This window comes from Actinoplanes sp. NPDC051851 (assembly GCF_040681165.1).
Lineage (GTDB): Bacteria > Actinomycetota > Actinomycetes > Mycobacteriales > Micromonosporaceae > Actinoplanes.
Genome location: NZ_JBFAYF010000089.1, coordinates 1 through 26,611 on the forward strand (window position 1 = coordinate 1; position 26,611 = coordinate 26,611).

The following is a 26,611-nucleotide window of genomic DNA, read 5'->3' on the forward strand; positions in this document are numbered from 1 at the left end:
AACGAGAAACAGCGACCGGGCCAGAGCCTACTGAAGGCCGTCCGCCAGCTGATCGAATCGGTCAACGACACCCTGAAAGGCCAGCTCGACCTCGAACTACACGGCGCACGCACCTTCCAGGGCATCGCCACCCGCGTCGCTCAACGCCTCCTCGCGATGACCGCCGCGATCTGGCACAACCACAAAACCGGCCAACCGGTCACCCGCAGCCTGATCGCCTACGACCACTGAACGCGCAGCTAACACCCGTCATCACTCGTCTAGCCCGATCCGCTGGTCCTCTCCGGCGGTGAACGTGAGCTCGGCCTGCTTCCCGGCCCGGTCCAGGGCCACCGTGGCGCCCGCCCCGGTCAGGCTCAGCACGCCGGTCGCCCTGGTGGAGAGCGTCGCGGTGAACGATCCGGTCGCGGTGGCCGACGAGGGCTGGACCACGACCTGGTACGTGCCGCTGGTCGGCAGCGGCGGCAGCGCCAGGCCGCCGGCCAGGTCCGAGGCCGCCCAGGGCTCGTCGTACTCGAAGTGCGCGATCGACCCGCCGTACGGCGTGTACGCGTAGAGCTTGACGTCGCCGAGCGTGGACCCGGTGACGCCGAGGCTGACGCGCTGTCCCTCGGCCCCGGCGAACCGGAGCACGGCGACCGTCCCCCCGGTGCCGATCGTGACCGTCGACGGGGTTCCGTCGACGGTGAGAACGGCGTCCGGGCCGATGTCCGCGGCGCCGAACGGGTTGGTGATCGCGACGAAGTCGCCGGTGCTGGTCGCGGTGCCACCCGCGGTCACGACCCGGATCCGGCCGGAGACCGCGGCCTCCGGGACGGTCACGGTCAGCGCGCCGGCCGTGGCCGCGGTCACCCGTGCTCGCGTACGTCCGAAGGCGACGTTGTTCTCGTCCTTCACCGCCGAGAAGCCGCTGCCCGTGATGGTCACCGTGGTGCCCGCCGCGCCGCTGGCCGGGCTGAAGCCCGCGATCGACGGCTCCGGGACGGCCGCCGTGACGGTGAAGGACTGCGGGCTGTCCGCGCTGACCGAGCCGGTGCTGACGGTGATCGCGCCACTGGTCGCCCCGGCCGGGACGGTCACCGTCAGCCGGTTGGCTGCCGCGCCGGTCACGGTGGCCGGGGTGCCGTTGAACGTGACGGTGTTGCCGCTCGGCGTCGCGGCGAACCCGGTACCGCCGATGGCCACCGACGCGCCGGCCGAGGCGCGGCCCGGGGTGACCCCGCTGATGCTCAGCGCTCCCGCCGCCGTCCGCTCGACCCGGGTCACGTTGCCCGCGTCGTCATAGGAGTACCGCGCGCCCGCACCGGCCGCGACCTCGGCGACGCCGCGCAACTGACCGGCTCCGTCGTACGTGTAGTCGACCGGCCGGGCCACCGAGGTGATCGAGGGTCCGCGCATCGCCTGTGACGCGGACGCGACGTCGGACGACGCGGGCCGGACCGGGGCGGCCGAGGCCGGCGGCTGGACGGTGAACTGCGCCGCGACCAGCAGCGCCGCCACCACGGCGAGTCTCGGACGGTGACGGGACAAGGCGCACCTCCACGACGGCGGGTCGATGCGGCCGATTCTGTCGGAAGAAATTATGTTCATCGATTTTTTGGCAGCGGAGCGGGACAGCAGCGGGATGGCGTCGCTACGCTCCGGGCAGTCACTTCACCGGGGGGATGAAGCTATGACTGTCGATGGATCACCGGATCCGGTGTACTCGCCGCGGGCCCTGCTCGCCGCGGAGCTACGGATCCTCCGAGACCGCACCGGCCAGACCCTGCGCGAGTTACAGGCGGCCACGTTCGCCAGCGACTCCGCCCTGTCCCGCTACCTGATCGGCCGTTCGGTGCCACCATGGCAGGTGGTCACCGCCCTGTGTGCCCAGACCGGCACCGACCCGGCCGTCCTGCGCGACCTGTGGCAGCTGGCCCGCGCCACCCGCGGCGTCCGCCGCCCGCCCACCATGTCCGGCGCCGCGCACCTGGAGGCGGTCCGCGCCATCCAGATGTCGGTCGCGAAAAGCCTCGCCACCATCACCGATGAGGTCGCCGAGAGCATCCGCGTCCTGCGGGCCCGCGGCGACGCGGTTCCCGAGCACCTGTTCTCCGCCGCCCGCTCCGGCGCCGACGCCGCACAGCGCCTGCGCACCGCCCAGCGCCTGATCAGCCGCTGACCGGACCGCTCCGCGGGGCGGACCGGCCGGTCAGCGTGGCCAGAGAGGCGGGCGACGGCGGTACGAACCAGTAGCCGCCGCCGAAGGGCAGGACGTACCGGTCCAGGATCTCGCCGGTGAGCCTGCGCTGGGTGGCCGCGAAACCGGACTCCGGGTCACGCTGGAAGCAGACGAAGATCAGGCCCTGGTCGGCGTCGTTCCGCCGGTAGGAGTAGCCCCGGCGCAGGATGCGGTGCCGTTCGCTCTCCGCGGTCCGCGGATCGGCACGGCGGATGTGCGCGTCCAGCGGTGTGACCGCGCCGTCCGGGTCGGCGGCGTAGCCGGTGCGGGCGTCCTCGGCCTCGCCGCCGAGCGAGGCGCCGCCGGAGCGCCGGCGTCCGAGGATCCGCTCCTGGACCGGCACCGGATCCCGGTTCCAGAGCTCCACCGCGAACCGGATCAGCCGCACCACCTGGTAGGTACCGCCCACCGTCCAGGCCGGCTCGCCGTCGGCACCATCGGTCCAGACCAGACGGTCCATGAGGGCGGCGTCGGCCGGATCCGGGTTACCGGCGCCTTCCCGGAAGCCGAAGAGGTTGCGGGTGCTCGGCAGTCCCGCCGCGGTGACGGTGTTCTCCTGCCGAAAGCCGTCGATCCGCCAGCGCGCGGCCAGCCCCTTGCCGAGGTCGGCGAGGACCGGCGCGATCCGATCAGAAGCCGGCGCGCAGATCTGGAGCAGTAGATCACCGTGGCACTGACCGGGATCGAGCAGGTCGCCCGCGAAGGAGGGCATCGCGGTGAGCCGCCGGGGCCGCGCTCCGGTGAGCCCGAACCGGTCGTCGAAGAGGGACGCCCCGGCGGCCAGCGTGACCGTCGCGCTCCCCGACCCGTGCACCGCCCCGATCCGGTCCGCAAGCCGGCCGAGAAGGTCACCGCGCCCGGCGGGCAGGTCGAAGGCCGCGAACACCGCCCGGTCCGGGGGCGGCGTGGTCACGCCCGCCGGGTGCGGCACCGGCGCCGGATCCGCTGTCGGCCGCTCGCCCGTCGCGGGACGAGCCGAACATCCACCGAGCGCCGCGGCGGCCGTCCCGGTCACCAGGGTCCGGCGGCGCAGGTGTGGGTTCACCCGCCGGAATCTAGAGTCCGCCCGGCACCGGTCACCAGACTCCCATCGGAAAGCGGGGCAGGAACGGGACGAGGCGGTGGGCGACCACGCTGTCGCCCACCGAGTTCTCAACCCGCCAGGTCGTCGAGGACCGTCTGGGCGATCCGGAACGCGGTGTTCGCTGCCGGGACGCCGCAGTAGATGGCGGTCTGCAGTAGCACCTCTTTGATCTCCTCGATCGAGAGGCCGTTGGTGCGGGCCGCCCGGACGTGCATGGCCAGTTCCTCGTGGTGGCCGAGGGCGACCAGCGCGGTCAGCGTCACCATCGAGCGGCTGCGGCGGTCCAGGCCGGGGCGGGTCCAGATGTCGCCCCACGCGTACCGGGTGATCAGGTCCTGGAAGTCCCGGGTGAACGGGGTGGTCGCCGCGGTGGCCCGGTCCACGTGGGCCGGGCCGAGCACCTCGCGGCGGACCGCGATCCCGGCCGCCCGCTCGGCGTCGAAGTGCTGGTCGAGCAGGAAGGCGACCACCTCGGGCGACTCGGCGGGGGCGAGGTGCGCGACATCCTCCAGCACGACGAGGCGGCCGTGCAACGCGCGTTCGGCGATCTGCGCGAGTGCGGAGGGCGGGGTCGGCTTGTCCTGGGCCCCGGCGATCGCCAGGACCGGGGCGGCGATCTCGGCGAGACGGTCGCGGACGTCGAAACCGGCCAGGGCCTCGCAGCACCGGGCGTAGCTCTCGTCGTCGGTGGCCCGCAGCGCGTCCAGCAGGGCCCCGGCCGTCGCGGCCTTCGCCGCCATGAAGCCCGCGCCGAACCAGCGCTCGATCGAGCCCGCCACCACCGCGCCGGTGCCCTTCTCGCGGACCAGGGCGGCCCGGTCGTGCCAGGCCGGCGCCTCGCCGATCTTGGCGGCGGTGCAGATCAGGGCGGCCGCGGCGACCCGCTCCGGGGCGTCGAGCAGCACCTGCAGGCCGATCGCGCCGCCGATCGAGTCACCGGCGTACAGGAACTGCTCCCCCGGCCGGATCTGATCAGCGAGGGCGACCACCGCGCGGGCCAGGCCGGCGATGGTGAGCGGGCCCGCGGCGGGGGCGCTGCGGCCATGGCCGGGCAGGTCGAAGCCGACCACGTGGTAGCGGCCGTAGAGGCGGGCCGCGCAGTCCGCCCAGAGCGTCTCGGCGGAGGTGCCCACGGAGGCGCCCAGCAGCAGCAGCGGCCGGTCGGGCGCGTCGGTGAACACGGTGGGAGTCAGCATCATCGTCTTTCCGCACGAGCGAGGACGGCGTCGATGATCTCATCGGTGGCGCCGAGATAGGGGTGGTGGTCGGGCGTGACGCCCGGCGTGATCGAGAGCTGCTCGGCGTCGATGCCGGGGCGCGCCCCGTGCAGGGTGGCCAGCATCCGCCCGCTCTCCACGACCAGCCCGGAGAGCAGCTCCGCGGTCTGCGAGGCGGCGGTCAGGGTACGCCGGGAGAGCGCGCGCAGGGTGGCCCACTCGACGTGCCAGGAGCCGTCCGGCCGCTCGTCGACCGCGGCGGCCGAGGCGGCGTGCAGGGTCGCGGCGAGCGGTGGCCCGGCGATCGCGGCCCGCTTGATCAGGACGGCGTGCACCGGGTTCTGCTTGTTCGGCATCGCGGACGAACCGCCCTTGCCCTCGGCGGCCCCCTCGATCAGCTCCCGCACCTCGGGGCGGGAGCCGATCAGCACGTCGTTCGCGATCCGGCCCCACGCGTCGGTGCAGGTCGTGAACGCGTCGCCGATCCGGGTCAGCGGGGCGCGGCTGGTGTGCCACGGCTCGCGGGGCGGCAGGTCCAGGTTCCGGGCGGCCGTCTCGACCAGCTCGCGGGCCGTGACCGGGTCGCCGGCGAGCGCGACCGGGGCGGCCAGGCTGCCCGCGGCGCCGCCGACCTGGATCGGCAGCCGGGCGGCCTCGGCCAGGGTGTCCCGGGCGTCGAGCACACCGGTCAGCCAGCCGGCCGCCTTGAGTCCGAAGGTGATCGGGATGGCGTGCTGGGTCAGCGTCCGGCCGGCCATCCGGGTCTCGCGGTGCTCGCCGGCCAGCCGGGTGAGCGCGCTGATCTGGGCGCTCAACTGCACCCGGATCCGGGCCGCGGCGTCGCGCAGGCAGAGCACCAGCGCGGTGTCGACGACGTCCTGGCTGGTCAGGCCCTTGTGCAGCCAGCCGACGGCGGCGGTGTTGCGGCCGCGCAGCCGGGCGCGCATCAGCTTGAGCAGCGGGATCAGCGGGTTGCCGCCGGACTCCGCGCCGACGGCCAGGGACGGCAGGTCGTCCGGTCCGGCCAGGCCGTCCAGCGCGGTGGCGACCGAGGGCTCGGCGAGGCCCCGTTCGATCAGCGCGTCCAGCCAGGCCTGCTCGACCCGGATCATGGCCGCGACCACCGAGGCGTCGGTGAACAGGTCACCCGCTCGGTGGTCGCCGGGCCAGAGGAGGTCACTCACGCGATCAGGTCCAGGCGTCCCGCAGCCGGGGATAGGTGAGGAAGACGGTCTCGCCCTCGCCCTGCAGCCGGATGTCGAAGACCAGGCCCTGCTCGGCGCGCTGGGTGATCAGCGTCGAGCGGCGTTCCGGGGAGAGCGCGGCGAGGACCGGGTCCGCGGCGAGCGCGGCCTCGTCGTCCGGCAGGTACGCCCGGGTGAAGAGGCGGTCCAGCAGGCCGCGGGCGAAGACGGTGACCGCGAAGAAGGCGGGCTTACCGGCCTCGGTCGGGCCCGGCTCGAGCGTCGAGAAGGAGTAGATGCCGTCCGGGTCGGAGGCTGCCCGGCCCCAACCCGTGAAGCTCCATCCGTCCCGCTTGATCGAGCCCGGCTGGCGCACGATGTGGCCCTGCGGGTCGGCCTGCCAGATCTCGATGACCGCGTCCGGCACGGGAGCGCCGTTGCCGTCGCGGACCGTACCGAAGAACCGGATGGCGCGCGGGTTCGCCGGCGGGACCAGGTCGCTCTGACCGGGATACTCCAGTCCGAGGTGGAAGAAGGGCCCGACGGTCTGGCCCGGGATCGCGGTCATGCGTTGTCGTCCTCGGTGTCGAGTGGAGTGCGGTGGGATCCGGTGAGCACGATGTCCCAACGGTATCCGGTGTTCCACTCCGGGGTGGTGAGGTCGTGGTCGTACTGGGCGATCAGCAGTTCCCGCGACTTCGGGTCGGTGATCGACTGGTAGATCGGGTCGTACTTGAAGAGCGGGTCGCCCGGGAAGTACATCTGGGTGACGATCCGCTGGGTGAAGTCGGTCCCGAAGAGGGAGAAGTGGATGTGCGCCGGGCGCCACGCGTTGATGTGGTTGCGCCACGGGTACGGCCCCGGCTTGATGGTCTGGAAGCGGTACGTCCCGTCCGGTCCGGTCAGCATCCGGCCGACGCCGGTGAAGTTCGGGTCGTGCGGGGCGGGGTGCTGGTCGCGCTGGTGGCGGTAGCGCCCGGCGGCGTTCGCCTGCCAGACCTCGACCAGCTGGTTCGCGACCGGGCGCCCGTCGCCGTCGACGACCCGGCCGGTGACCACGATCCGCTCGCCCAGCGGGGTGCCGGCGTGCTGGATGGTCAGGTCGGCCTCGTCGTCCGCGACGTCGCGGTGCCCGAACGCCGGCGCCCAGAGCTCGACCGACTCCGGGTCGACGAGCACGGACTCCTGGTGGGGATGCCGCAGGATGCTGCTGCGGTAGGACGGATAGTCGATCTTCGGCTGCGGGCCCCCGGGGTGCTGGGCCGCCGCCTCGATCTCCTTGTTGATGTCAGCTTGTGACGGCAGGGAGTTCACGATCCCGACGCTAGGCGTTCGCGGGTGTGGTCGGCGATACTCTGCTTCCATTCAGCGGAAGGCTTAGTTCGTGGCGGGGAATTCCTCGGCGGCCCGGAGCGTGACCTCGCGGGCGCTCGACCTGCTCGGCGCGTTCGACGCCGACCACCGCAGCCTGTCGCTCAGCGATCTGGCCCGGCGCACCGAGATACCCCTGGCCACGGCGCATCGGCTCGTCGCCGAGCTGCAGAAGTGGGGAGCACTCGCCCGGGAGCCCGACGGGTCGTACGTGATCGGAAGGAGGATCTGGCAGTTGGGTCTTCTCGCGCCGGTGCAGAGCGGTCTGCGCCAGGCCGCCAGCCCCTTCCTGCACGACCTCTACGGCGCGACGCTGGCGACCGTGCACCTCGCCGTGCGGGACGGACTCGAGGTGCTCTACGTGGATCGGCTCGCCGGTCACGTCTCGGTCCCGGTGATCAGCAAGGTCGGCTCACGACTTCCGCTGCACGCCACCGGGGTCGGAAAGGCGCTTCTCGCGTACGCCCCGGAGGACGTGCTGGTCGAGGCGCTGAAAAGGCTGACCCGGATCACCGCGTACACGGTCACCCAGCCCGCGCGGCTGCTCGAACAGCTCCGCCGGGTCCGCGCCGAGGGCTACGCTACGACCGGCGAGGAGATGAGTCTCGGCGCCTGCTCGGTGGCGGTGCCCGTCCGCAACGGCGACCAGGTCGTCGCGGCGCTCGGCATCGTGGTGCCCGATCTGCGCCGGCAACTCCCCCGGATGGTGTCGGCGCTGCAGGTCGCGGCGCACGGGATCGGGCGGACCCTGGCCGGCACTCCTTCCGTCCAGTGGAAATAGGGCCTTGCCCGCGGGTGGGGCACTGCCGGAGGTTGAGGGCATGCGTACCCAGGTCGCCATCATCGGCGCGGGCCCGGCCGGCCTGCTTCTCTCCCATCTGCTCGCCGCGGGCGGCGTCGACTCCGTGGTCGTGGAGACCCGCTCGGAGGAGTACGTCGCGGCCCGGATCCGGGCCGGCATCCTCGAGCACTCCAGCGTCGAGCTGCTCGAGTCGGCCGGGCTCGGCACCCGGCTGCGCGCCGAGGGCGACGAGCACCGCGGCATCTACCTGCAGTGGCCGCACGAGCGCCACCACCTCGACTTCGTCGACCTGACCGGCCGCAGCGTCTGGGTGTACGGCCAGACCGAGGTCCAGAAGGACCTGATCGCCGCCCGTAAGGCCGCCGGCCAGGAGATCCACTACGAGGTGTCAGACGTAGTCTTGAATGAGGTCGAGTCGGAGCGCCCATATGTGACATTTACCGATAAGTCCGGAAATAAGCAGCGCCTGGACGCTTCCGTCATCGCCGGCTGCGACGGGTCGTTCGGCCCCTCCCGCGCCGCGGTTCCGGCCGCTCAGACCTACGAGCGCGTCTACCCCTACTCCTGGTTCGGGATCCTCGCCGACGTGGCGCCCTCCACCGACGAGCTGATCTACGCGTGGCACCCGGACGGGTTCGCGCTGCACTCGATGCGCTCGGCCACGGTCAGCCGCCTCTACCTGCAGGTCCCGAACGGCACCGACCCGCAGTCCTGGTCCGACGACCAGATCTGGGACGCGCTCGCCACCCGGCTCGGTCACGGGCAGGACGGCTGGAAGCTCAACCCCGGAAAGATCACCGACCGGAGCGTGCTGCCGATGCGCAGCTACGTGCAGACCCCGATGCGGCACGGCAACCTCTTCCTGGCCGGGGACGCGGCGCACATCGTCCCGCCGACCGGCGCCAAGGGCCTGAACCTGGCGATCGCCGACGTCGCCCTGCTGAGCAAGGCGCTGATCGCCCGCGTCAAGGAGAACGATCCGCGCCTCGCCGACGGCTACTCCGACGCGGCGCAGCGGCGGGTCTGGCGGTGCACCCACTTCTCCTGGTGGATGACGACCATGCTGCACACCTCGGGAGACCCGTTCGACGCCGAACTCCAGCTGTCGCAGCTGCGCTGGGTCGCCTCCAGCCAGGCCGGTGCCACCGGCCTGGCGGAGAACTACGCGGGCCTGCCGATCAGTTACTGACGACCTTGCCGTTCTTCTTGGCGACCGCCTCCCGGTACGTGCCGGTGGCCAGGGTCGACGGGCTCGCGCTCGACGGCACCTGGCCGCTGGTGTCGGCCGGCTCCCGGGCCAGCACGCCCTTGGCCAGCGAGGCGAGGGTGGCCAGCACCGCCACGTTCAGCGCGGCACCCCAGCCGAACGTGGTCACGTCGAAGACACCGGCCAGCATCGACGCGGCGAGCGAACCGAGGAACGTCTTGGCGAGCCGGACGAGCAGGTCCGGCAGGTAGGCCAGATCGGTCAGCTTGGAGAGGTACTGCACCGCGGTGAGCACCACCGAGGCGATGAAGGCGCCGGCCGCGAGGCTCAGCGCGTACTTCCACGGCAGGTGGGTGACCGTGTCGCCGTCGCCGCCGGCCAGCAGGGTCGCGAAGAAGACCTGGCCCGCCGACCAGCAGGCCCGCTCCAGGAAGTCCTTGAACACGGCCTGCCACTTGGGATCCGACACCGCTCGCTCCTTCCTCTATCCGTTCATCCGTCAGAGGCTCAGCATGTCCTCAATGGCCCGTCCGAGGGCGGGCGGCACAGGATAGCGGGAAGAGAGCCAGTCCAGGATGGTCCGGGCGGCGGCCGCGTTGCCGTCGTATCCGGGGACCATCGCGGCGAGCGGAAGCCGGTAGGCGCGTTCGACCCGGCGGCTCGGATCGAAGAGGTCACGGTACGGCGGCTCGCCCTCGTCCAGGCGGAGCAGGGCGATCACCCGGTCGACGGCGTGCTGCTGGATCAGGCGGGACGCGCTCAGCCGTTCGCCGCGCCGGTCCCGGTTCAGGCCGACGAGCAGGTCGACGAGGGCCTCGTTCAGGTGGAACTCGACGGTGTCGAAGGGGGTGCGCGGCTCGGCGACACCCGACTCGGTCAGCGTGCGCGGCGCGTCCGGTCGCTGCCAGACGACCCGGGCGCCGCGGAACGGGATCGTCCGGAGCGTGGCCTGGGTGAAGACGGCGAACTCCACCAGGATCCCGTCGGCGAAGAGCGCCTTCCGGCCGTGCCGGTCGTTCGCGTACGTGTGCACGACCGGCGCGACGGCGTCCAGCCAGTCAGCGTCCCCGGTGTACCGGCCGACCGCGCCGTCCGCGACGACCAGGAAGAGGTTCAGGTCGGAGTGGTCGTCGATCCGGCCACGCTGGGCGCCGGCCGAGCCGAGGGCGAGCACGGCGATGGTGTCGTCGAGGGTGGCGAGGTGGGCGGCGATCTCGTCCAGCCGGCGCAGCGTGGGGTGCATGCTCCAGTCCTCCGGGTTCGATGTCGGTGGATCTAAGAGCATCCCCCTTTTCCCGTACGAACGGGACCCGCAAAGATCGACCGTGGGACGACCTGGCAAGCTTCTCGGTCGTGGAAGCACTCCGGTTGATCCTGCTCTTCATTCACCTCGTCGGGTTCTCGCTGCTGCTCGGTGGCGCGATCACCCAGTTCCTGTCCGGGAAGTTCCGGATCAATCCGGCTGTCCTCTGGGGTTCGATCATCCAGCTGGCCAGCGGTATCGTCCTCTCGGCTCCGCTGCGCGGCGGCGGCGACCACGAGCCGAGCCCGATCAAGCTGGGCGTGAAGCTGCTCTTCGCCATCCTGATCTTCATCATGGTCTTCATCCCGCGTAAACGCGACGAGGTCAACAAGGGTCACTTCATCGGCATCATCACGCTGACCCTGGTGAACGCGGCGGTCGCGGTCTTCTGGCACTGACGCTCTGACACTTCCTGACGATCGCCCTTCCTGACGATCGCCAACCGCGCGGCACCGGCTGGCGACCTCGCTCCCTCTTCCGGCTGGCCCTCTCCCCGAGGGCCAGCCCGTTCTCGTGTCAGCCGCGGCCGGACTCGCGGCGCGGGACCGGGTCGTCGTACGCGCCGATCCGGCCCCGGTAGCGGTCGCCCCTCAGGTACGGCCAGGCGTTCGGGGTGCAGCCGTGCATGCCGAGGGTCTGCTGCTGCATCACCGGGGCGAGGGCACCCCTGGCCGGGCAGAGCTCGTGGGCCTGGCCGAGCGCGTGGCCGACCTCGTGGTTGACCACGTACTGGCGATAGGCGGCCAGCGGGGCGCCGTAGCCCGGTACGCCCTTGGCCCAGCGGGCGACGTTGATGACGACCCGGTCGCCGTTGCGGCAGGAGGTGTAGCCGTCCGGGGCGCCCGCGCACAGCCGGTCCCGCGTCTGCGGGGTGACCAGGCGGACCGTGAAGTCGGCCGGGCCGCCCGGGCCGACCCGGGTCAGGCGCCACTGGCCGCCCGCGGTCCAGCTTCTCGGGTCACGCAGGGTGGCGGTCACCGCCGCCGCGAAGTCGGCGGCCGTGACGCCGCGGATGTCGCGCTCGACCGCCACCCGGTAGCGCTTCAGCCTTCCGGCCCGGCCCGCCGGCGCGGCCGTCTCGGCGGCGGCCACGGTGAATCTGCCCCCGCCGGCCGCCGGATAGGTGATCCGGGTCCGCAGGCTGTCGCCCGAGGCCGCCACCAACGCGGCCGACCCGGTCTGCTCCGGCGTCCTCTCCCCCACCGGCGAGGTGGTCGTGGTGGTGGCCGTGGTGGCCGGTGCCACCACGGGGGCCTCCGCGCCGGCCGCCGTACCGCAGCCGGCCAGGCAGGACACCGTCAACAACGCTTGGATCAGCTTTCCCCGCATGCCCTCTAGACGACCATGGGTCGCCGGGGGTTGCACACCAGAAAACGCCCAAACGGGTTTAAAACACCCACGAAGACGTTACCGGGACGGGAGGTGGTGACGGGAGACGCGCACCAGATGAAGCGTACTCAATAGGGCGAAGCCCGCAAAAACCAGCAGAAGCACTGGAACTGGTATGGATGACGACGTAGCGACGGCGGAGAGGACCGTGGGGAGCAGGAAGCCGCTGTAGGCGATCGCGTAGAAGACACCGGTCAGCCCCGCCAGGTCCGCAGGGGGTGCGATCCGCTGGACCTCCAGGACGCCGGAGACCATCGCGGTGCCCATACCGCCGCCCGCGACGAACGCGGCGACGATGCCGAGCGGCCAGGAGAGCAGGCCGGCGGCGAGCGCGACCAGCACGATGCCCACGGTGATCAGGATCAGACCGGTGAGCAGGCCGCGGGCGCTGTCCACCCGGTCCAGGCGCTTCGCCCAGGGCTGGACGAGGGCCGAGGCGCCGAGCGCCACCGCGGTGAGCAGGGTGGCGTAGGCGATACCCAGGCCACCGGTGGCGGGCGCGAGCAGGACGGGGAGGTAGCCGTACCCGATGGCAGCGGACGCGAAGATCCAGGGAGCCGCGACCACGACCACCCGGGTGAACCGCCGCTCTCGCCACACCGCCGTGGCCCGCGCCTCCTCCGGTGCCCCCTCCCCCACTTCCTCTCGCGCCCTTCCCCGCGCTTCCTCCCCCGTTTCCTCCCGCACCTTTCCCCGCGCTTTCTCCCCCGGTTCCTCTCGCGCCCTTCCCCGCGCCCGGCCGTTCCCCGTCGCGCGAGTGGCGGGCACGGTCTCCGGGGCGCGGCGCAGGAGCCACGCGAACGGCACGGTCAGTGCCACGTGGATCAGGAACGGGAGTTGCTCCGGCCACGGGCCCCACTGGGCGATCAGGCCGGCGACCACGGCGCCCGTCGCGGATCCGAGCGAGAAGGACAGTGCCGCACGGCGGGCGCCCGCGCTCTCGTCGGCGCGGAGGTCGTACGGCGGCTGGGAGAGCTCCTTCAGCCAACTGGTGCCGACACAGGTGGCGGTGCCGACGGCGAGCCCGGCCAGGAAACGTCCGAGACAGATCGCGGCCGGCCCCAGCTCGCCGACGGTCAGCACGGCACTGGTGGCGACCGCGGCGATCACCCCGGCCAGCATCACCGGCCGCCGTCCGTAGCGGTCGCTGAGCGCGCCGCTGATCAGGAACGCCGGGACGAGTCCGAGAACGTACACCCCGAGGAAGGCGTTGACCGCGGTGGTCGAGTAGTGCTGGCGCTCCTGGTAGAGCAGCAGCAGCGGACTGAACTGGTTGCCCGCCCAGGTGCTCAGGAACATCACCGCGAAGACGGCGGTCCAGGGCCTACTGCGTGTGACGGGTGGTGCGGCGAGGACGGCGGTCACAGCAGACCCTGGTGGCGGGCGAGGTGACGGGCGAGGATCGCGTCGTAGCCCGGTGCGTCGTGCGTACGCAAGCGGTCCGCCAGGTCTTGATGGTCGGCGAAGGACTCCGCGAGCATCACGTCGCTGCTGGTCAGGACCAGGTAGGCGAGGCGCAGCTGCCGATCGCGGAGCAGGCCGAAGAAGTGGGTCGCGAGGGGATTCCCGGCCAGCCCGACGACCGCCGCGTGAAAGTCGCAGTCGGCCTCGACGAACGCGTCGACGTCACGCTCGGTCATCGCACTGCGCTGCCGTTCGAGGGGCTCCCGCAGCGCCGCGTCGATCTCCGCGGCGTCCCGGCGGCGGTCCGCCACGCGCACGGCCGCGGTCCGCTCCAGGATGCCGCGCATCTCGAGGACGTCGGCGGCCTCGCTCACCGGAACGGGGTTGACCGTCGCCCCCTGCCGCGAGGAGAGGGTGATCAGCCGCTCCGACTCCAGGCGCAGGAACGCCTCGTGCACGGGCGTCCGGCTGATCGCCAGCTCGGCGCAGATCTGCCCCTCGCTGAGCCGTTCACCCCCGGCGAGATGTCCGCGAATGATCCGATCCTTGGTGTACGCGTAGGCGCGTTCGGCCGCTTTCTCGGTCACCCTGCGTACGGTAGCCCCTTGCATGCAACGATGCATGCAAGAGTGACGTACCCGACTGGCTCGCGCTGTCGGGTCCTGCTTTTCGGCTGGCACTCCGGGGTGTCTCGCCACCCCGGAGACACGCCTGGGCACCAGCCAGAATCAGTCCGGCAGGGTGGGCAGCAGGGTGCGGCTGCGGCCCGGGCGGGGGTAGGCCTCGGCCGCCGCCGCGAGACGGACCGCGTGGTCACGCTGCTTCTGCCAGTGCCCGTAGAGCGCGCCGCGCTGCGAGAGGCGGTCGACCTCGCTGATCGTGGCCGGATCGACGTCGCCGGGCGGTGCGTCGCGCCACGGCGTGCCGGGCAGCGGCATGAAGGTGTGCGCGTGGATCCGCGCGCCGAGATCCGCCAGCTCACGGGCGAGCGCGAGGGAGTCCTCGACGTCCCGCCGATCCTCACCCGGCATCCCGAAGATCATGTCCACGTTGATCCGGAACCCCTCCTCGATCCCGAGCCGCGCGGCACGCTTGACCTCCTCGACGCCGTGACCGCGTTTAGCCGCCCCCAGCACCCGATCAGAACCGGACTGCGCCCCCACGATGATGTTGTCGTTGTCGCAGTACTTCTTGACCAGCCGCAGCGCTTCCCGGCTGACGTGCTCGGGCCGGATCTCACTGGGAAAGCTCCCGAAGAAGACCCGCCCGTTCGGCCCGATCCCCTCCCGGCAGCTCGCGAGAAGCTCCTCCACGGCGCTCAGGTTCGGCTCATCCGTCTGCGTCCCGTAACTGAGCGCCGTCGGCGTGATGAACCGAACGTCCCTCAGTCCCCGCGCCCGCATCCGATCGACATGCCAGCGCACGTTCTCCAGGCTCCGATGCCGAAACTTCGCGGAGAACATGAAGGGCGTCTGACAGAATCGACAGGCGTAAATACAACCCCGGGTGATCTCGAGGGCGTTGAACCGGTCCCACTTGAGCGCGAAGCCCGGGAAGTCGTCGAGCGGCCGCTGCCGGGCCTTGCCCGTCTTCTTCACCGCACCGGTCGCGTCGCGGTAGGCCAGGCCGGTGATGCCGGTCGGGTCGCCCTTCGCGTCGACCAGGCTGAGCAGCGTGGACTCCCCCTCGCCGATCGCCGCCATGTCCCACCCGGCGTCGAGCGTCTGCACCGGCTCGGCGGTAGCGTGCACTCCCCCGGCCAGATGCGTCACATTCGGGCCGTCACACATCGCGCGGATCTGCTTCAACTCCTCGGCCAGAGCAGCCGCGTCAGGAGAATAGAACGACCACAGCACGAGGGTACGGACAGTGCCGGCCTCGCGGATGTGGCGAGCAGCCTCCTCGGCGGACTCGCCGAAGCGGACCTCGTAGCGGGTGGCGGTCTCGTGCTCACCGAGGGCGCCCAGGAGCGCGTGGAAGCCGTAGGTCACCGCCTTGCGGTAACGCAGCACCAGAACCAGCTCGGGACCACTCATACAGTGATTTTGCCAGTTCGCTGACCGGGCCACGGAGCGCGGCAGCCGGATGCCGGCCCGCAAACCTCGCCCCGCCACAGAAGTCTCCCACGATCGACGCGCACATCGCCGGTCCGGTGATCGATGCCTACCGGTAGAAAAGCCGCAGAAGTCTGCATATCCGAACATCGATTATTTACTATGAGTCACGAATAAGTCACTCTATGTTTATGACGCATGGACCTGGCGTTTTCGTGACCCTGGACGGGCAAAGCGGCGTTGGCAAGTCAACCATGATCGATCTATTAGGGGAGCGGCTCCGCAGGCTCGGCCATCAAGTCCTGCCCACCAGGACGCCGTCGCCTTCAGCCCTCGGCTCGATGGCGCGCGACGGCACGTTCGAGTTCCGCGGCCTCGAGCTGTCCCTTCTGGTCGCGGCGGACCGCTATCACCATGAGCGAACCGTGGTCCGATCTGCGCTCGCCGACGGCACGATCGTAATCTGTGACCGCTATGTGGCCTCGTCGATAGTCCTCGATCAAGCCGACGGCGTCCCGGCCGAACTGCTCCGGTCGGTGTACGCACAGCTGCCGATGGCAGACCTGAGCATCATCCTCTACGGCGAACCGGCCCTGTGCGCCCGCCGCGCTTCCGCACGCGGTCATTACAGCCGATTCCACAGCACGGACGTACTCGCCAACCAGCGGGAGCGAGATGCCTTCCTGAGAGCCGCCACGGAGTTACGCCGACGCGGCCAGCCAGTTCTGACCCATCACATCGGCGGTCACGCCGCGGATGTCGTCGCGGCGCATCTGAGCGATGCCATCCGCGCTGTCGCGAGGCGTTCGGCATGAGGGTGGCCCTCCTCTACCCCGAGGTCTACGACATGGCCAGGTTCCGCGAAGGCCGCAGAGAGTTCCCCCCGTTCGGCGTGCTGTACCTCGGCGCGGTCATCGAAGCCGCCGGTCATGACGTCCGGATCCGGAAGGTGGCCCCCGAGGCCGAGCCGCTCGATCTTCTCAGCTACGACGCCGTCGGATTCTCGCTTGCCTCGTCGGCTACCTACGGGCTCATGCTCGACACTCGCCGTTGTTCCCGGATCCGTGACGATGCACTGGTCATGGTGGGCGGCGTACACGTCAACTTCTATCCCGAAACGAGCCTGCTCGATTTCGCGGCCCATGTCGCAGCGTTCGGCGAATCAGAGGAGACGATCCTCGACATCCTGGGGCGTGCCGAGACCCGCCGGTTCGCGGCGGTTCCCGGCGTGGTGTGGCGCGACGGCGACGTAGTACGCCGCGAACCTCCGCGCCCGCTGCTACGCGACATCAACCAACTGCCACTGCCCGCCCGGCACCGCCTGCCGGTGGAGGACTTCGTCCTACCCGATCGCCTCGCGGGCACCGATCTGCGCATGGCCCACGTCATGTTCAGCCGTGGATGCCCATTCCCGTGCACCTTCTGCGCCGCCGGCCAGACCCGGATCCAGTATCGCAACGGAGCCAGTGCCCGCCACGAATTGATCCACCTCCAGTCGGTCTACGACATCGAAGGCTTCGCGATCGTCGACGACAACTTCATCGTCAACAAGCACAAGGTCACCGACATCTGCGAGAGCATCAGCGACCTCGGACTGCGCTGGTCGGCGTTGTCGCGGGTGGACACGGTCGACTCGACCCTGCTCGGCACCATGGCGGCGGCCGGGTGCATCGAGGTGAAGTACGGCATGGAGTCCGGCAGCGAGTCGCTGCTGAAAGCCATGCGCAAGAACACCCGCCGGGAGCAGATCTGCCGAGCGGTCAGCGCCACCGTGGAGGCGGGCATCGCTGCCAAGGTCTTCGTCATCCACGGTTACCCGGGCGAGAACCGGGCCACCACCGACGAGACGATCTCGCTGCTGGCACAGTTGCGGCCGTACCTCGCTCGGGTATCGTTATTCCGGTTCGTACCCCTACCAGGCACGCAGGTGTACGAGCAGGCCGACATCCATCGCATCCGTGGCACCCACCTGCAACCGGACTGGGACGGTGACTGGGCGAAATTCCACATCCACCACAACGATCGGCACTGGTGGGGCGACGAGCGGGACTGGGCGCAGACACAGGATTCGTACGAGCGGTTGAGGAGCTTCGTCGAGGACACGTGGGGACCACAAGGCTGACGGCGTTGTGATGCGCCGTGTTAGCGTCCCGGCGTGTCAGTCGCCCCGCCCGCGGTTGCGGGCACCCACCGGCTCGACGCCCGGGAAGCCAGTTCCCTCTGGCAGCACGTGTTACAGCGGCAAGGTCTGGGTTCCCGCCCGGGATTCACCAGCATCCCGGCAATCACGGACGCCACGCTCGGGCTACATGCGGCCCGCCTGCCTTCGCCGTACGCCACGGTCCTCGCCCGTGCAGCGACCACGGACGTGGCGTTGGGCCTCTGGGCGGAAGCGACGCACCGCAAGCTCATAACTTTACGCTGCATGCGCAGAACCCTGCACACGCTACCGCTCGAGCTGGCCGGGTCAGCCCACATCGCGACCCTGCACTATCGCGAGCGCGACGCCCTCCGCCGCATCATGAACGCCGGTTGCCCCGACCGCCTGATCACCGAGTTGACCCGGCGGATCGAGGACCTGCTCGGCGAGCACGGCCATCTCGGGCATCGGCAGATCGAGGACCGGCTCACCGGCGCCGCGCCATACGCCGTTCGGCTGGCTCTCAAACTGGCGTGGGAGCGGGGCACATTGGCGTACCGCAATCGCAGCGGCGGATGGAACCGGGAGGTTCGGACGTTCGCGCTGACCGCGACCACCCATCCCGAACTGGACTTGGCCGTGGGCCGGCACTCGGCCACGTCTCACCTGATTGAGGCCTATTTCGAGCGCTATGGACCGGCCTCGCTACGCGACGCGACATGGTGGTCCGGGCTCTCTCGGGGTGCCATCGTGGACGCTCTTGACCGGGTCGGACGTCCGCTGATCGAAGTGTTGACGCCGTGGGCTGCCGCCCCTGTGTACCTCTTTCGGGACCGGTTCGACGAGTTCACTTCGGCGGGACCGGCGCCGTCACCCACTCGGGTGCACTTCCTGGCCCACGAGGACGTAGCACTCAAGGCATACGCCGAAACCCGGACCCGCTACCTCGGTGAGGTAGCCGAATGCGCCGCGTTCAACCGGATCGGCGAGGCGCTACCGGCCGTCCTGATCGGTGGCCAGGTGGTGGCCACCTGGAGCTGGGACGTCCGTCGCCACGAAGTGCGATACGCATACCACCGCTCCCGAACCGGGTCCCTGGACCGCGAGGCCATCCGGGCGGAAGCCAAGCGGGTTACCCTCGGCCTGCGTCGCGGTTACGACGCCGGCCGGGTGAATAGCGCGAATGCCGGTCTCCGGCCAGAACTGGTAGCGTCCGCGGCGCCCTGACGCCAACTCTAGGTCGGTCCATGACTCCCCTGTCCCGCACCGCTAGCCTGCCCGAGGTCCAGAGCTATGTCGCCGAGATGGAGAAGGAACGCGGATTCGCCGATCGTGGTGTCATCGATCAGTGCCTGCTCCTGGGTGAGGAGGTTGGCGAGCTGTTCAAAGCTGTCCGCAAGTCTGAGCACCTATCAGTCGGTACCACCTCGATCGTCGGCACCGTCGACGAGGAACTCGCCGACATTCTGATCTTTGTGTGTGCGGTGGCCAACCGTTACGGGATCGATCTCAACGATGCGCTGCGGCGCAAGGAGGAGCACAACGAGCAACGTGTCTGGTCCTGACCCGGGACGACCAGGCCCACGTCACCGCCTTGCCGGTCCTGATCAGGTTGCCGGTGGCATCCCGATAGGCCAGGCCGGTGATACCGGCCGGGCACCCTCGCGGCCTCGGCCTCCCGGATGTGCCGGGCGGTCTCTTCCACGCTGTCGCCGACAGCGGACCTCGTAGCGGGTGGCGGTCTCGTGCTCGCCGAGCGCGCCGAGCAGCGCATGGAAGCCGTAGGTCGCCGCCTTGCGGTAACGCAGCACCAGCACCAGATCAGGCCCGTTCATGCCGCGATTTTGCCAGGTACCGTAGACGACACGAAGGGCTGTGGAACTCGCCGCGCAAACCTCGCCGCAGCGCCCCTCTCCGATCGTGAGGACGGCGGTCTCCCCTCGCCGACAACCGAACATCACCTGGTCCGCTTCGACGGCGCGTAACCCGGTCCGCCGCTGTGGCGTTCCTCTCGCGCCGCGGCACCCCCGGAAGAGCTGCCGCCGGGGTTCAGACGTCGAAGAAGGTTCCGCCCGTCATGAAGAGCTTGAGCGCGCCGTTCCGGAGCAGGATCGAGGCGGTGTAGCCGGTGAACTGGTGGTGGGCGGCCTTACCGTCGGGATATCGCTTCGGCGTGGTGAGCTCCGCCTTCTCGCTCCAGTCCGTGACGGCGTCGAGCATGTCGTCGCTGACGGCGTTCCTCAGGCAGTCGTCGACCAGTTCGGCCCGGCTCTTCTCGGTGGCCGGGGCGGCGCCGCCCTTGCGCGTGCAGATGATGCCCACGACCGGATCGGGCTCCTCCACCAGGGAATAGATGTCGATCCGGAGACCGGTGGGCGCCGTCATCACGACGTAGCGCATACGGCCACCGCCCGTGGTGCCGTCGGTGGGCTCGGTCTTCCAGCGAGTGGTCCACGCCTCGGTGAGCCGGCGCACGCTCAGATCGGGTACCCGCGCGATGCCGCCGGTGGGCGTGGCACTCGGGGAAGGAGCGCTCACCTCGGCGGGCTCCGGTGACGGGCGCGTGACCCCGTGAACGGTGGCGGCCGCGAGCGTCGCCCCCACCGCGAGCGCCCCGAACCATGCCGTACGCGAACGAAACGATCCCACGTGGAGCGACCCTATCGAAACCGGTCATCGGAGAGATTCCGCACCCGTGAATATAGAGATGCGTCCATTTCCGGCGTGGTCGGATGTGTTGATCATCGGCAACGGCTGTGCCTCGCATGAGAAACGGCTGAGAAACAGCTGGTGCTTAGCGTCCAGCGGTGCTCGCCTTTCCACTCCTTACCGAGGAGAGCATGTGAGAGTACGGCTCGCCGTCGCGGTGATCGCGGCGTTCACGACCCCGATAGCCGTGGCCGCACCCGCGGCCGCAACGACAACCACCACGACCGGCACGGCCTCGACATCGTCGTCGGCGCTCCCCGATCCGACCGCCCGCGGAAGCTACGGGTTCCGGGTCGTCCAGGAGGCCAAGTTCGGTACGGCCGTCATCCAGGAACCGAACTCCGACGGCGCCGCGCCGACCGCCGGGACGGCCCAGGCCGCCGAGACCGTGGAGATCCGCGGGCAGCTGTACACGCCGGACTACAGCAAGCGGACGACGCCGTCGCCGCTGATCGTTCTCGTACACGGCAACCACGGCTCGTGCGACGCGGGGCAGGACTCGACGACCGCCACCTGCACGCAGTACAAGCGCAACGAAGCGGGCTACGCCTACCTCGCCGAGAACCTCGCCACCTGGGGTTACACCACGTTCTCGCTGTCGCAGGACCAGCTGATGATGCGTCAGGACGGCAACAAGGGCAAAGGCATGCACAGCCGCCGTACGCTCATCGCCGCCGCCCTCGACGCCATCTCCGCGGCGAACAGGCGCGGCGGTCTCCCGGTCGACGAGCACACCACCATCGGCACCACGCTCGCCGGGCGGCTCGACATGAGCCGTATCGGTCTGATGGGGCACTCGCGCGGCGGCGACGCGGTCTCCAGCTTCCTCGATTACAACCGGGCCCGGACCGACGGGACGCGGTACCCGATCAGCGGCGTCATCTCGCTGGCCCCGGTCGACTACGAGCGCAAGGCGCCGACCGACGTGCCGTACATGACGATCCTGCCGATGTGTGACGGCGACGTCTCCAACCTGCAGGGCGCGCGGATGTTCGAACGCGGTCAGTACACCGACCCGGACAACCCGTTCCCACGGATCCAGGTGGAACACCTCGGCGCGATCCACAACTGGTACAACACCGTCTGGTACGCCGACGGCGGCGCGGACGGGCAGGCGAACAACGACGCGGCCTGCGGTAACTCGGCGCCGTTCGCCACCAACAACATCCACCCGAACAACCTGCGGCTCAGCGGGGCGGCGAGCTACACCGACGCGGACCGGAACTACGCGGTCGACGACTCGGACACGTACAACCCCGAGGTGAACACCAAGATCTCCGGGGACGCGGACCGGATGGGCGACCAGGAGAAGCTCGGGCTCGCGACGATGGCCGCGTTCCTCCGGCGCTACGTCGGCGGCGAGGGGGCGTTCGAGGCGTACATGACCGGGGAGCTGTCGAACACGGCGAGTGGCCTGCAGGTTCCGGCGTCGGCGTGCCCGACCAGCGAGTCGGGTACCCGGATCGACTGCGACGAGCGGGTCAACACCACCTACTTCGCCGGGGCGCGGGAACGGGTCGACGTGATCCGGCCGGACACCGCGAACCCGCTCACCGAGAACTCCCTCGGTGGGGCGCTGACCGGAAACGGCTTCGCGGACCCGTACGCCCAGGCAAGCGGTGTGACGCCGAAGCCGGCGGCGACCGGCCAGGGTTACGACTGGTGTGATCCGGAACCGCAGGACTTCTCGCCGTCGCAGCTGGGCAAGACCGGACTGCCGACGGCCGCGAAGCAGTGCCCGTTGCCGGCGGCGAGCGCGCTCGGCGGGCAGAGCGGGATGCGGGAGAACAGCCCGGTGAACGAGTCCTACGGCCGGCAACTCTCGCTGGCCTGGGAGAACACCGCGACGGCGAAGCTCACCGCGCAGATCCCGGCCGCGTCGAAGGATGTCAGCGGGCTCGAATCGCTGGACCTGAGCGCCGCGGTCAACTTCTTCGACACCCGCAATCCGGGCGCCGACAACCGCGGTGACAACACGAAGGACACCACGGTCGACGGCACCGTGGCCAGCCCGGTCTGGCCGAACGAGAAGCCGACCTCGTACGACCCGGAGTCGACCACGCAGAACTTCGTGATCGCGCTGACCGACGCCGACGGCCACGAGGGCACGGTCGAGGCCGGCGACCCGCGCTGGGGCAACGCCCTGCACATGTCGACCGGCACCAACACTCCGAACACGCACATCGTGCTGGACCAGATCCGGGTGCCGCTCAGCGAGTTCGCGGCGCAGGGCGTGGACATCACGTCGGTGGCCTCGCTGGAACTCCGGTTCGGCGAGGGCGACATGCCGAAGTCCGGCTCGATCCAGCTCGCGGACGTGCGGTTCCAGGAGACGGCGTCCGGAAAGCAGATCATGTCGGACGGCGCGACCAAGGCGGACGGCGCGGGCTATGGGCGTTACCGGTCCGGCGGGCCGACGCCGGCGGACTACCTGGAGCGGTACGACGACGCGTCCGGCACGGTCTGGACCGTGGACGACGACGGGAAGCAGTGCCCGAACGCGCAGTTCACGCACGTCCAGACGGCGGTCGACTACGCGTCGCCGTGGGACACGATCGTGGTCTGCGACGGCGTCTACCAGGAGTCGTCGACGCCGGTCAACGCCACCTCCAACCCGGTGCAGTCCGGCGCGCGGAACGGCCTGACCATCACCAAGCCCCTCAAGATCAAGGGAACCGGTGCCGGGAAGGTGACCATCGAGCCCGATCAGTCGCTCGGTGACCTGGCGGGTGATCAGCCCTACCTGCGGGACGGCGGCGGCAACGTGATCACGGTGTCCCGGCAGTCGCTCGGCTCCACCGACACCAGCGAGATGTTCGTCGACATCTCCGGCGTGACGGTGACCTCGGGCGACGTCTGGGCGGAGGCCGGGATCGCCTACTTCGGTGCCGCCGGCCGGGTGTCATCGTCGGTCGTCGGTCCGCTGAAGACCGCGGCGACGGACGCCGAGAAGACCGCGCACCCGCACGGTTGGGGCATCGTCAAGACCGGAATCGTTCAGGGCGCCAGTTCGAGTACGGTCGAGAGCGAGCTGACCGTGGCGGAGAGCGTCGTCACCGGTTACCAGTCGGGCGGCATCCTGTTCGACGGCGCCCGCGGTAAGGACGGCACCGCCGACACCACGGTCCGGACCGGCATCGAGTACACCGGCTACGTCTCCGGCACGGTGCTTGAGGGCTCGTCGTCCGGCATCGGCGTGACGTACACGAGCGGCTTCGCGGGCTCGGTCACCGGCAGCCGGATCACCGGCAACGCCTACGGGATCCTGCTGACCGATTCCGGCACCGTGACCGCCAGCGGGGACGTGTTGACCGGAAACGGATACGCGGCGTACAACGCCACCGCCGACAGCGCCGCGGTCCGTGCGGATTCACCCTTCACGATCACGAGCAGCTTCTTCGGTACGGGCGAACCCCCGGTCTCCGGATCGGGCTCGGTGGTCGTCGTCAAGCCGCTGCGCTCGGCGCCGAAGTCGGTGCCGACGTCGGTCGGGAAGGTGGCCGACCGGGCACCCACCGCCGAGGTCGCCGACCCCGGCCGGGAGACCGAACTCGTGGCCGGCACGACGGTGCACCCGCTGGTCCGGGGCTCCGACGACTTCGGCATCACCTCGGCGACGCTGCTGGTCGACGGGGTGAAGGTGGGCACGGAGAGCATCGCGCCGTACGCCTTCAGCTGGACTCCCCGGGCCGGGAAGAAGGTCACGCTCCAGGCCCTGGTCGTCGACTCCGCCGGCAACCGGACGTACTCGAAACCGGTCACCGTCAGGGTCGTCGCCGCTCCGGCCGCGCCCACGCTGACGATCGGCAGGGTGGTCACGAACACCAAGACCGGGACAGCCACCGTGTCCGCCGCGGTCAACACGTCGGGCACGGTCACCCTCTCCGGCGACAGGGTGACCACCGTGACGAGGAAGGTGACCGGGAAGTGCGCGGTCACCCTGGACGTGGAACCGGCCCCCGCGTACCGGGAAGCCCTGAAGAAGTCCGGAAAGCTGGACGTGGAGGTGACGGTGACATTCACCGGCACCACGGGCAAGACCGCGACCCAGACGGTACGGATCACGCTCATCAAGAAGTAGCCACACCCGGGTGAGGACGGGCTCCGGATTCCGGGGCCCCTCCTCACCCGGGAATCCCTCCTCACCCGGGAATGCAACGACGAGCGGAGGGGATCCGGATTCCGGGGCCCCTCCGCTCGTCGTTGCACGCCCGCCGCCGCCCGTGTCCTCTCGCGAGTCGGCGGATCTCCGTGGCGGGTGCCGGTTCAGGTCGTGCAGGCGTTGCCGTCGATGGTGCAGGTCTTCGGGGCCGCGTCGATCAGGGTCGCGCCGTTCACGCCGAAGGAGACCACCACGGAGCCCCCGGCCGGGACGTCGGCGGTGGTCTCGTCCGGGACGAACGTCCAGGTCGAGCCGTCCTGCGCGGCGGTGGCACCGGTGACCTGCCCGACCAGCAGCGTCGCGCGGGGCAGGGTCACGGTCAGGGTCCACCCGTTCTTCACGGTGGCTCCCGGGTTCGCCACGGTCACCGTCATCGTGTAGCCGAGCAGGCCCGCGGTGACCGACGAGGTCTCGTAGGCCGCGGTGAGCGCGACCGTGGTGCTCTCGGTGACCGGCGCGCTGCTGCCGCTGCCGGTGGTATCGGTCGCACTCGGCGAGGTCCGCGCGCTCGACGACGTCGCGCCGGCAGGCGAGGTGATCGAGGCCGTGGGCGCCACCGAGCCCAGGGGCCATGCCGGGTCGGCGGAGCGGGCCGGTGGCACGGGCAGCGCCGCCGCCGGGTCGGGCTGGGCGGTCGAGCCACCGGCCGCCCGGATCAGGACCACGGCCAGCACGACCGTCGCGACGAGCGCGGCCAGCACCCCGGCCGCCAGGACGTGGTGCCCCCGGCTGTGCCGGGCACCACCGGGCTCGTGGATCTTGGGTTCCGGGGTGATGGTGAGCAGCCGCAGCACGCCGTCGAGGATCATCACGACCAGCGATCGCCGCTGCCGTGTCCCGGTATCGTTCATCGGTGCCTCTCGCACGTCGGTCTCACAGCGAACGCAGCCCGCTGAGCAGCTGGTCCAGGACGGTCGAGGACACGGCCCGCTGACGGACCTCGATCAGGCCCGCCGCCCGCAGCTCCCCCAGCAGCAGCCCGGTCGGCCCGACCGGCAGACCCAGCCGGACCGCGACCTCGGAGACGGCGAGCGGCTGCCGCACCAGTCGCAGCGCCGCCAGCTGCTCGGGAGAGAGCCCGTCCGGCTCCGGGATCTCCGGCGGGCAGTGGACGATGGCGCTCAGCTCAAGGCTGTCCCGCAGCATAGGTGTACTCCCACCGATCCGTGCGTAGAGGGGGACCAACGACTCGGCGTCGTCGTCCGACCCGGTCCGGGCGGCCACACCGGCCCTGCGCGGCAGCTCGCCACCACCGGGATGAACGTCCCCGGCGGGTAGACCGGACCCATCGAGGATACCGGATCTATCGGGGATACCGAACTCATCGGGCAATCCGGTGCTATCGGTCGGACCGGTCCCATCGGGGAGACCGGGCCCGTCCGGAAAGCCGCTCTCGCCCGAGAAACCGGGATCGGTGGGCGTGTTCGGGGTGAACGGGCCGATCAGGGAGGCGGGGATGAGGATCTCGGCGGAGAGGCCGCCGTCCAGGCCGTTGCGCAGGGACACGGCCACGTCGTGGCGGGCGGCGAACCGGCCGGCGGCGTAGAGGCCCCACCAGGTACCGCCGGTGGGTGGCTCGGGATCGGTGAGCACCCGGGCCGCGGTGTCCAGGTCGTCCCCGGTCATGCCGGGGCCGACGTCGGTGACCGTGATCAGGTAGCCGTCCGGCAGGTCTTCGCCGGTCACCCGGACCCGGGTCTCGGCCGGCGCGAAGGTCACCGCGTTCTCGATCAGCTCGGCGAGCAGGTGCATCACGTCGGTGGTCGCGGCGCCCGCCAGGGCGACCGGTGCGATGCGCGAGGTGGCGACCCGGCCGTACTCGCTGACCTCGGCGGCCGCGGCCCGGACCACGTCGGCCAGCGGCACCGCGTCCCGCCGCCGGTGTTCCGGGGTTCCCCCGGCCAGGATGATCGACTTCTCCAGGTTGCGGAGCATCCGGTTGGCCAGATGATCGGCGCGGAACAGATCACCGAGGGTGTCGTCGTCGGTCTCCCGCCGTGCCAGGGTGTCCAGAAGCCGCTGCTGGCGCCGCAGCAGGCCGTGGTTGCGCCGTTCGAGATCGCGCAGCAACGGCCGGATTCCGGTGTCGTACGCCGGGCCCGCCGTCCGCGCTGTGCCGGACCGCGCCCCGCGCTCGGTGGGCGCCGCCGTCGCACCGGAACGGCGGGCGATCACCAGGACGGCGATGACGGCGATCAGCCCGACACCGCCGACCAGTCCGGCCCGCACGGCGGCGAGCACCGCGTCTGCGGCACCGTCGTGCGCCGCAGCCTGGGAACCGTCGGTCTGCAGCTCCCAGAGCGCGGTATTGGCCCCGTTGAACGTGGTGGCCCAGGCCGCTCTGCCCTGGTCGTCCAACTCGCT

At 70.5% G+C, this 26,611-nt stretch carries 25 protein-coding genes and 2 pseudogenes; 10 read left to right on the forward strand and 17 right to left on the reverse strand.

Annotated elements, in window-relative coordinates; all coding sequences use genetic code 11:
- Positions 1-231, forward strand: a pseudogene (locus AB0M08_RS43345) (IS982 family transposase); the annotation flags it as partial.
- A gap of 21 nt (positions 232-252) precedes the next feature.
- On the opposite strand, the gene AB0M08_RS43350 reads toward AB0M08_RS43345, so the two are convergent.
- On the reverse strand, positions 253-1,530 hold the full coding sequence (locus tag AB0M08_RS43350) for an IPT/TIG domain-containing protein (RefSeq protein WP_364506869.1): 1,278 nt from the start codon (positions 1,528-1,530) through the stop codon (positions 253-255).
- A 142-nt stretch (positions 1,531-1,672) separates the two neighbouring features.
- Between AB0M08_RS43350 and AB0M08_RS43355 the strand changes: the two genes are divergently transcribed.
- A complete protein-coding gene (locus tag AB0M08_RS43355) occupies positions 1,673-2,161 on the forward strand; it encodes a helix-turn-helix transcriptional regulator (RefSeq protein ID WP_364506872.1) in 489 nt (162 codons plus the stop codon).
- On the opposite strand, the gene AB0M08_RS43360 is transcribed toward AB0M08_RS43355, so the two are convergent.
- From AB0M08_RS43360 to pcaH, 6 genes and pseudogenes are all read right to left on the reverse strand, one after another.
- Positions 2,151-3,266 (reverse strand): Dyp-type peroxidase, encoded by a 1,116-nt coding sequence (locus AB0M08_RS43360; RefSeq protein WP_364506874.1) that lies wholly within the window; start codon positions 3,264-3,266, stop codon positions 2,151-2,153. The two genes, AB0M08_RS43355 and AB0M08_RS43360, sit on opposite strands and share 11 nt — an antisense overlap.
- A 107-nt stretch (positions 3,267-3,373) precedes the next feature.
- A complete protein-coding gene (gene pcaC, locus AB0M08_RS43365; RefSeq protein ID WP_364506934.1) occupies positions 3,374-3,763 on the reverse strand; it encodes a 4-carboxymuconolactone decarboxylase in 390 nt (129 codons plus the stop codon).
- Positions 3,764-3,778: 15 nt separating this feature from the next.
- Positions 3,779-4,504 (reverse strand): annotated as a pseudogene (locus tag AB0M08_RS43370) (alpha/beta fold hydrolase); the annotation flags it as partial.
- Positions 4,501-5,706, reverse strand: a complete 1,206-nt coding sequence (locus tag AB0M08_RS43375; RefSeq protein WP_364506877.1) for a lyase family protein — start codon at positions 5,704-5,706, stop codon at positions 4,501-4,503. The gene AB0M08_RS43375 and the pseudogene AB0M08_RS43370, both read right to left, overlap by 4 nt.
- Before the next feature lie 4 nt (positions 5,707-5,710).
- Positions 5,711-6,274, reverse strand: coding sequence for a protocatechuate 3,4-dioxygenase subunit alpha (gene pcaG / locus AB0M08_RS43380; protein WP_364506879.1), 564 nt, complete (start codon positions 6,272-6,274; stop codon positions 5,711-5,713).
- On the reverse strand, positions 6,271-7,011 hold the full coding sequence (pcaH, locus tag AB0M08_RS43385) for a protocatechuate 3,4-dioxygenase subunit beta (protein ID WP_364506937.1): 741 nt from the start codon (positions 7,009-7,011) through the stop codon (positions 6,271-6,273). Before pcaH ends, pcaG begins: the two co-directional genes overlap by 4 nt.
- Before the next feature lie 79 nt (positions 7,012-7,090).
- Here pcaH and AB0M08_RS43390 point away from each other — a divergent pair, with 79 nt between their 5' ends.
- Both AB0M08_RS43390 and AB0M08_RS43395 read left to right on the forward strand, forming a co-directional pair.
- Positions 7,091-7,858, forward strand: a complete 768-nt coding sequence (locus AB0M08_RS43390; RefSeq protein ID WP_364506882.1) for an IclR family transcriptional regulator — start codon at positions 7,091-7,093, stop codon at positions 7,856-7,858.
- A gap of 40 nt (positions 7,859-7,898) precedes the next feature.
- Positions 7,899-9,068, forward strand: coding sequence for a 4-hydroxybenzoate 3-monooxygenase (locus AB0M08_RS43395; protein WP_364506884.1), 1,170 nt, complete (start codon positions 7,899-7,901; stop codon positions 9,066-9,068).
- On the opposite strand, the gene AB0M08_RS43400 is transcribed toward AB0M08_RS43395, so the two are convergent.
- Positions 9,058-9,555, reverse strand: a complete 498-nt coding sequence (locus tag AB0M08_RS43400) for a hypothetical protein (RefSeq protein ID WP_364506887.1) — start codon at positions 9,553-9,555, stop codon at positions 9,058-9,060. The genes AB0M08_RS43395 and AB0M08_RS43400 overlap by 11 nt on opposite strands.
- Before the next feature lie 30 nt (positions 9,556-9,585).
- Positions 9,586-10,329 carry a hypothetical protein gene (locus tag AB0M08_RS43405; protein WP_364506890.1) on the reverse strand — a complete coding sequence of 248 codons (744 nt, stop codon included), beginning with the start codon at positions 10,327-10,329 and terminating at the stop codon, positions 9,586-9,588.
- A gap of 110 nt (positions 10,330-10,439) precedes the next feature.
- Between AB0M08_RS43405 and AB0M08_RS43410 the strand changes: the two genes are divergently transcribed.
- Entirely contained in the window at positions 10,440-10,787 is a 348-nt protein-coding gene (locus AB0M08_RS43410) for a hypothetical protein (RefSeq protein ID WP_364506893.1), read from the forward strand.
- Positions 10,788-10,905: 118 nt separating this feature from the next.
- Here the strand turns inward: AB0M08_RS43410 and AB0M08_RS43415 are convergent, their stop codons facing one another.
- The 4 genes from AB0M08_RS43415 to AB0M08_RS43430 form a co-directional block, all read right to left on the reverse strand.
- A complete protein-coding gene (locus AB0M08_RS43415; RefSeq protein WP_364506896.1) occupies positions 10,906-11,718 on the reverse strand; it encodes a DUF3152 domain-containing protein in 813 nt (270 codons plus the stop codon).
- A 78-nt stretch (positions 11,719-11,796) separates the two neighbouring features.
- Entirely contained in the window at positions 11,797-13,143 is a 1,347-nt protein-coding gene (locus AB0M08_RS43420) for an MFS transporter (protein ID WP_364506899.1), read from the reverse strand.
- A complete protein-coding gene (locus tag AB0M08_RS43425) occupies positions 13,140-13,769 on the reverse strand; it encodes a GntR family transcriptional regulator (RefSeq protein ID WP_364506902.1) in 630 nt (209 codons plus the stop codon). The genes AB0M08_RS43420 and AB0M08_RS43425 overlap by 4 nt, the downstream gene beginning before the upstream one ends.
- 141 nt (positions 13,770-13,910) lie before the next feature.
- Positions 13,911-15,218: a TIGR04013 family B12-binding domain/radical SAM domain-containing protein gene (locus AB0M08_RS43430; protein ID WP_364506904.1), complete on the reverse strand. Its 1,308-nt coding sequence runs from the start codon at positions 15,216-15,218 to the stop codon at positions 13,911-13,913.
- Positions 15,219-15,451: 233 nt separating this feature from the next.
- On the opposite strand from AB0M08_RS43430, the gene AB0M08_RS43435 reads away from it, so the two are divergent.
- Genes AB0M08_RS43435 through AB0M08_RS43450 form a run of 4 tightly spaced genes read left to right on the forward strand, consistent with a single transcriptional unit; the run spans position 15,452 to position 18,941 of the window.
- Entirely contained in the window at positions 15,452-16,051 is a 600-nt protein-coding gene (locus tag AB0M08_RS43435) for a dTMP kinase (protein WP_364506907.1), read from the forward strand.
- Positions 16,048-17,358 (forward strand): radical SAM protein, encoded by a 1,311-nt coding sequence (locus AB0M08_RS43440; protein WP_364506910.1) that lies wholly within the window; start codon positions 16,048-16,050, stop codon positions 17,356-17,358. Before AB0M08_RS43435 ends, AB0M08_RS43440 begins: the two co-directional genes overlap by 4 nt.
- 33 nt (positions 17,359-17,391) lie before the next feature.
- Entirely contained in the window at positions 17,392-18,603 is a 1,212-nt protein-coding gene (locus AB0M08_RS43445; RefSeq protein ID WP_364506913.1) for a crosslink repair DNA glycosylase YcaQ family protein, read from the forward strand.
- A gap of 20 nt (positions 18,604-18,623) precedes the next feature.
- A complete protein-coding gene (locus AB0M08_RS43450; protein WP_364506916.1) occupies positions 18,624-18,941 on the forward strand; it encodes a MazG nucleotide pyrophosphohydrolase domain-containing protein in 318 nt (105 codons plus the stop codon).
- A gap of 42 nt (positions 18,942-18,983) precedes the next feature.
- Here AB0M08_RS43450 and AB0M08_RS43455 read toward each other — a convergent pair whose 3' ends face one another.
- Both AB0M08_RS43455 and AB0M08_RS43460 read right to left on the reverse strand, forming a co-directional pair.
- Complete coding sequence (locus tag AB0M08_RS43455; protein ID WP_364506919.1) at positions 18,984-19,211, reverse strand: hypothetical protein; 228 nt, start codon at positions 19,209-19,211, stop codon at positions 18,984-18,986.
- 214 nt (positions 19,212-19,425) lie between these two features.
- Positions 19,426-20,025: a hypothetical protein gene (locus tag AB0M08_RS43460; protein WP_364506922.1), complete on the reverse strand. Its 600-nt coding sequence runs from the start codon at positions 20,023-20,025 to the stop codon at positions 19,426-19,428.
- A gap of 193 nt (positions 20,026-20,218) precedes the next feature.
- Between AB0M08_RS43460 and AB0M08_RS43465 the strand changes: the two genes are divergently transcribed.
- Positions 20,219-24,166: an Ig-like domain-containing protein gene (locus tag AB0M08_RS43465; RefSeq protein WP_364506925.1), complete on the forward strand. Its 3,948-nt coding sequence runs from the start codon at positions 20,219-20,221 to the stop codon at positions 24,164-24,166.
- Between the two features lie 185 nt (positions 24,167-24,351).
- Here AB0M08_RS43465 and AB0M08_RS43470 read toward each other — a convergent pair whose 3' ends face one another.
- Positions 24,352-25,098 (reverse strand): cellulose binding domain-containing protein, encoded by a 747-nt coding sequence (locus AB0M08_RS43470; protein WP_364506928.1) that lies wholly within the window; start codon positions 25,096-25,098, stop codon positions 24,352-24,354.
- A gap of 22 nt (positions 25,099-25,120) precedes the next feature.
- Positions 25,121-26,611: DUF742 domain-containing protein (locus tag AB0M08_RS43475; RefSeq protein WP_364506931.1), on the reverse strand; the 1,491-nt coding region annotated here is incomplete at its 5' end.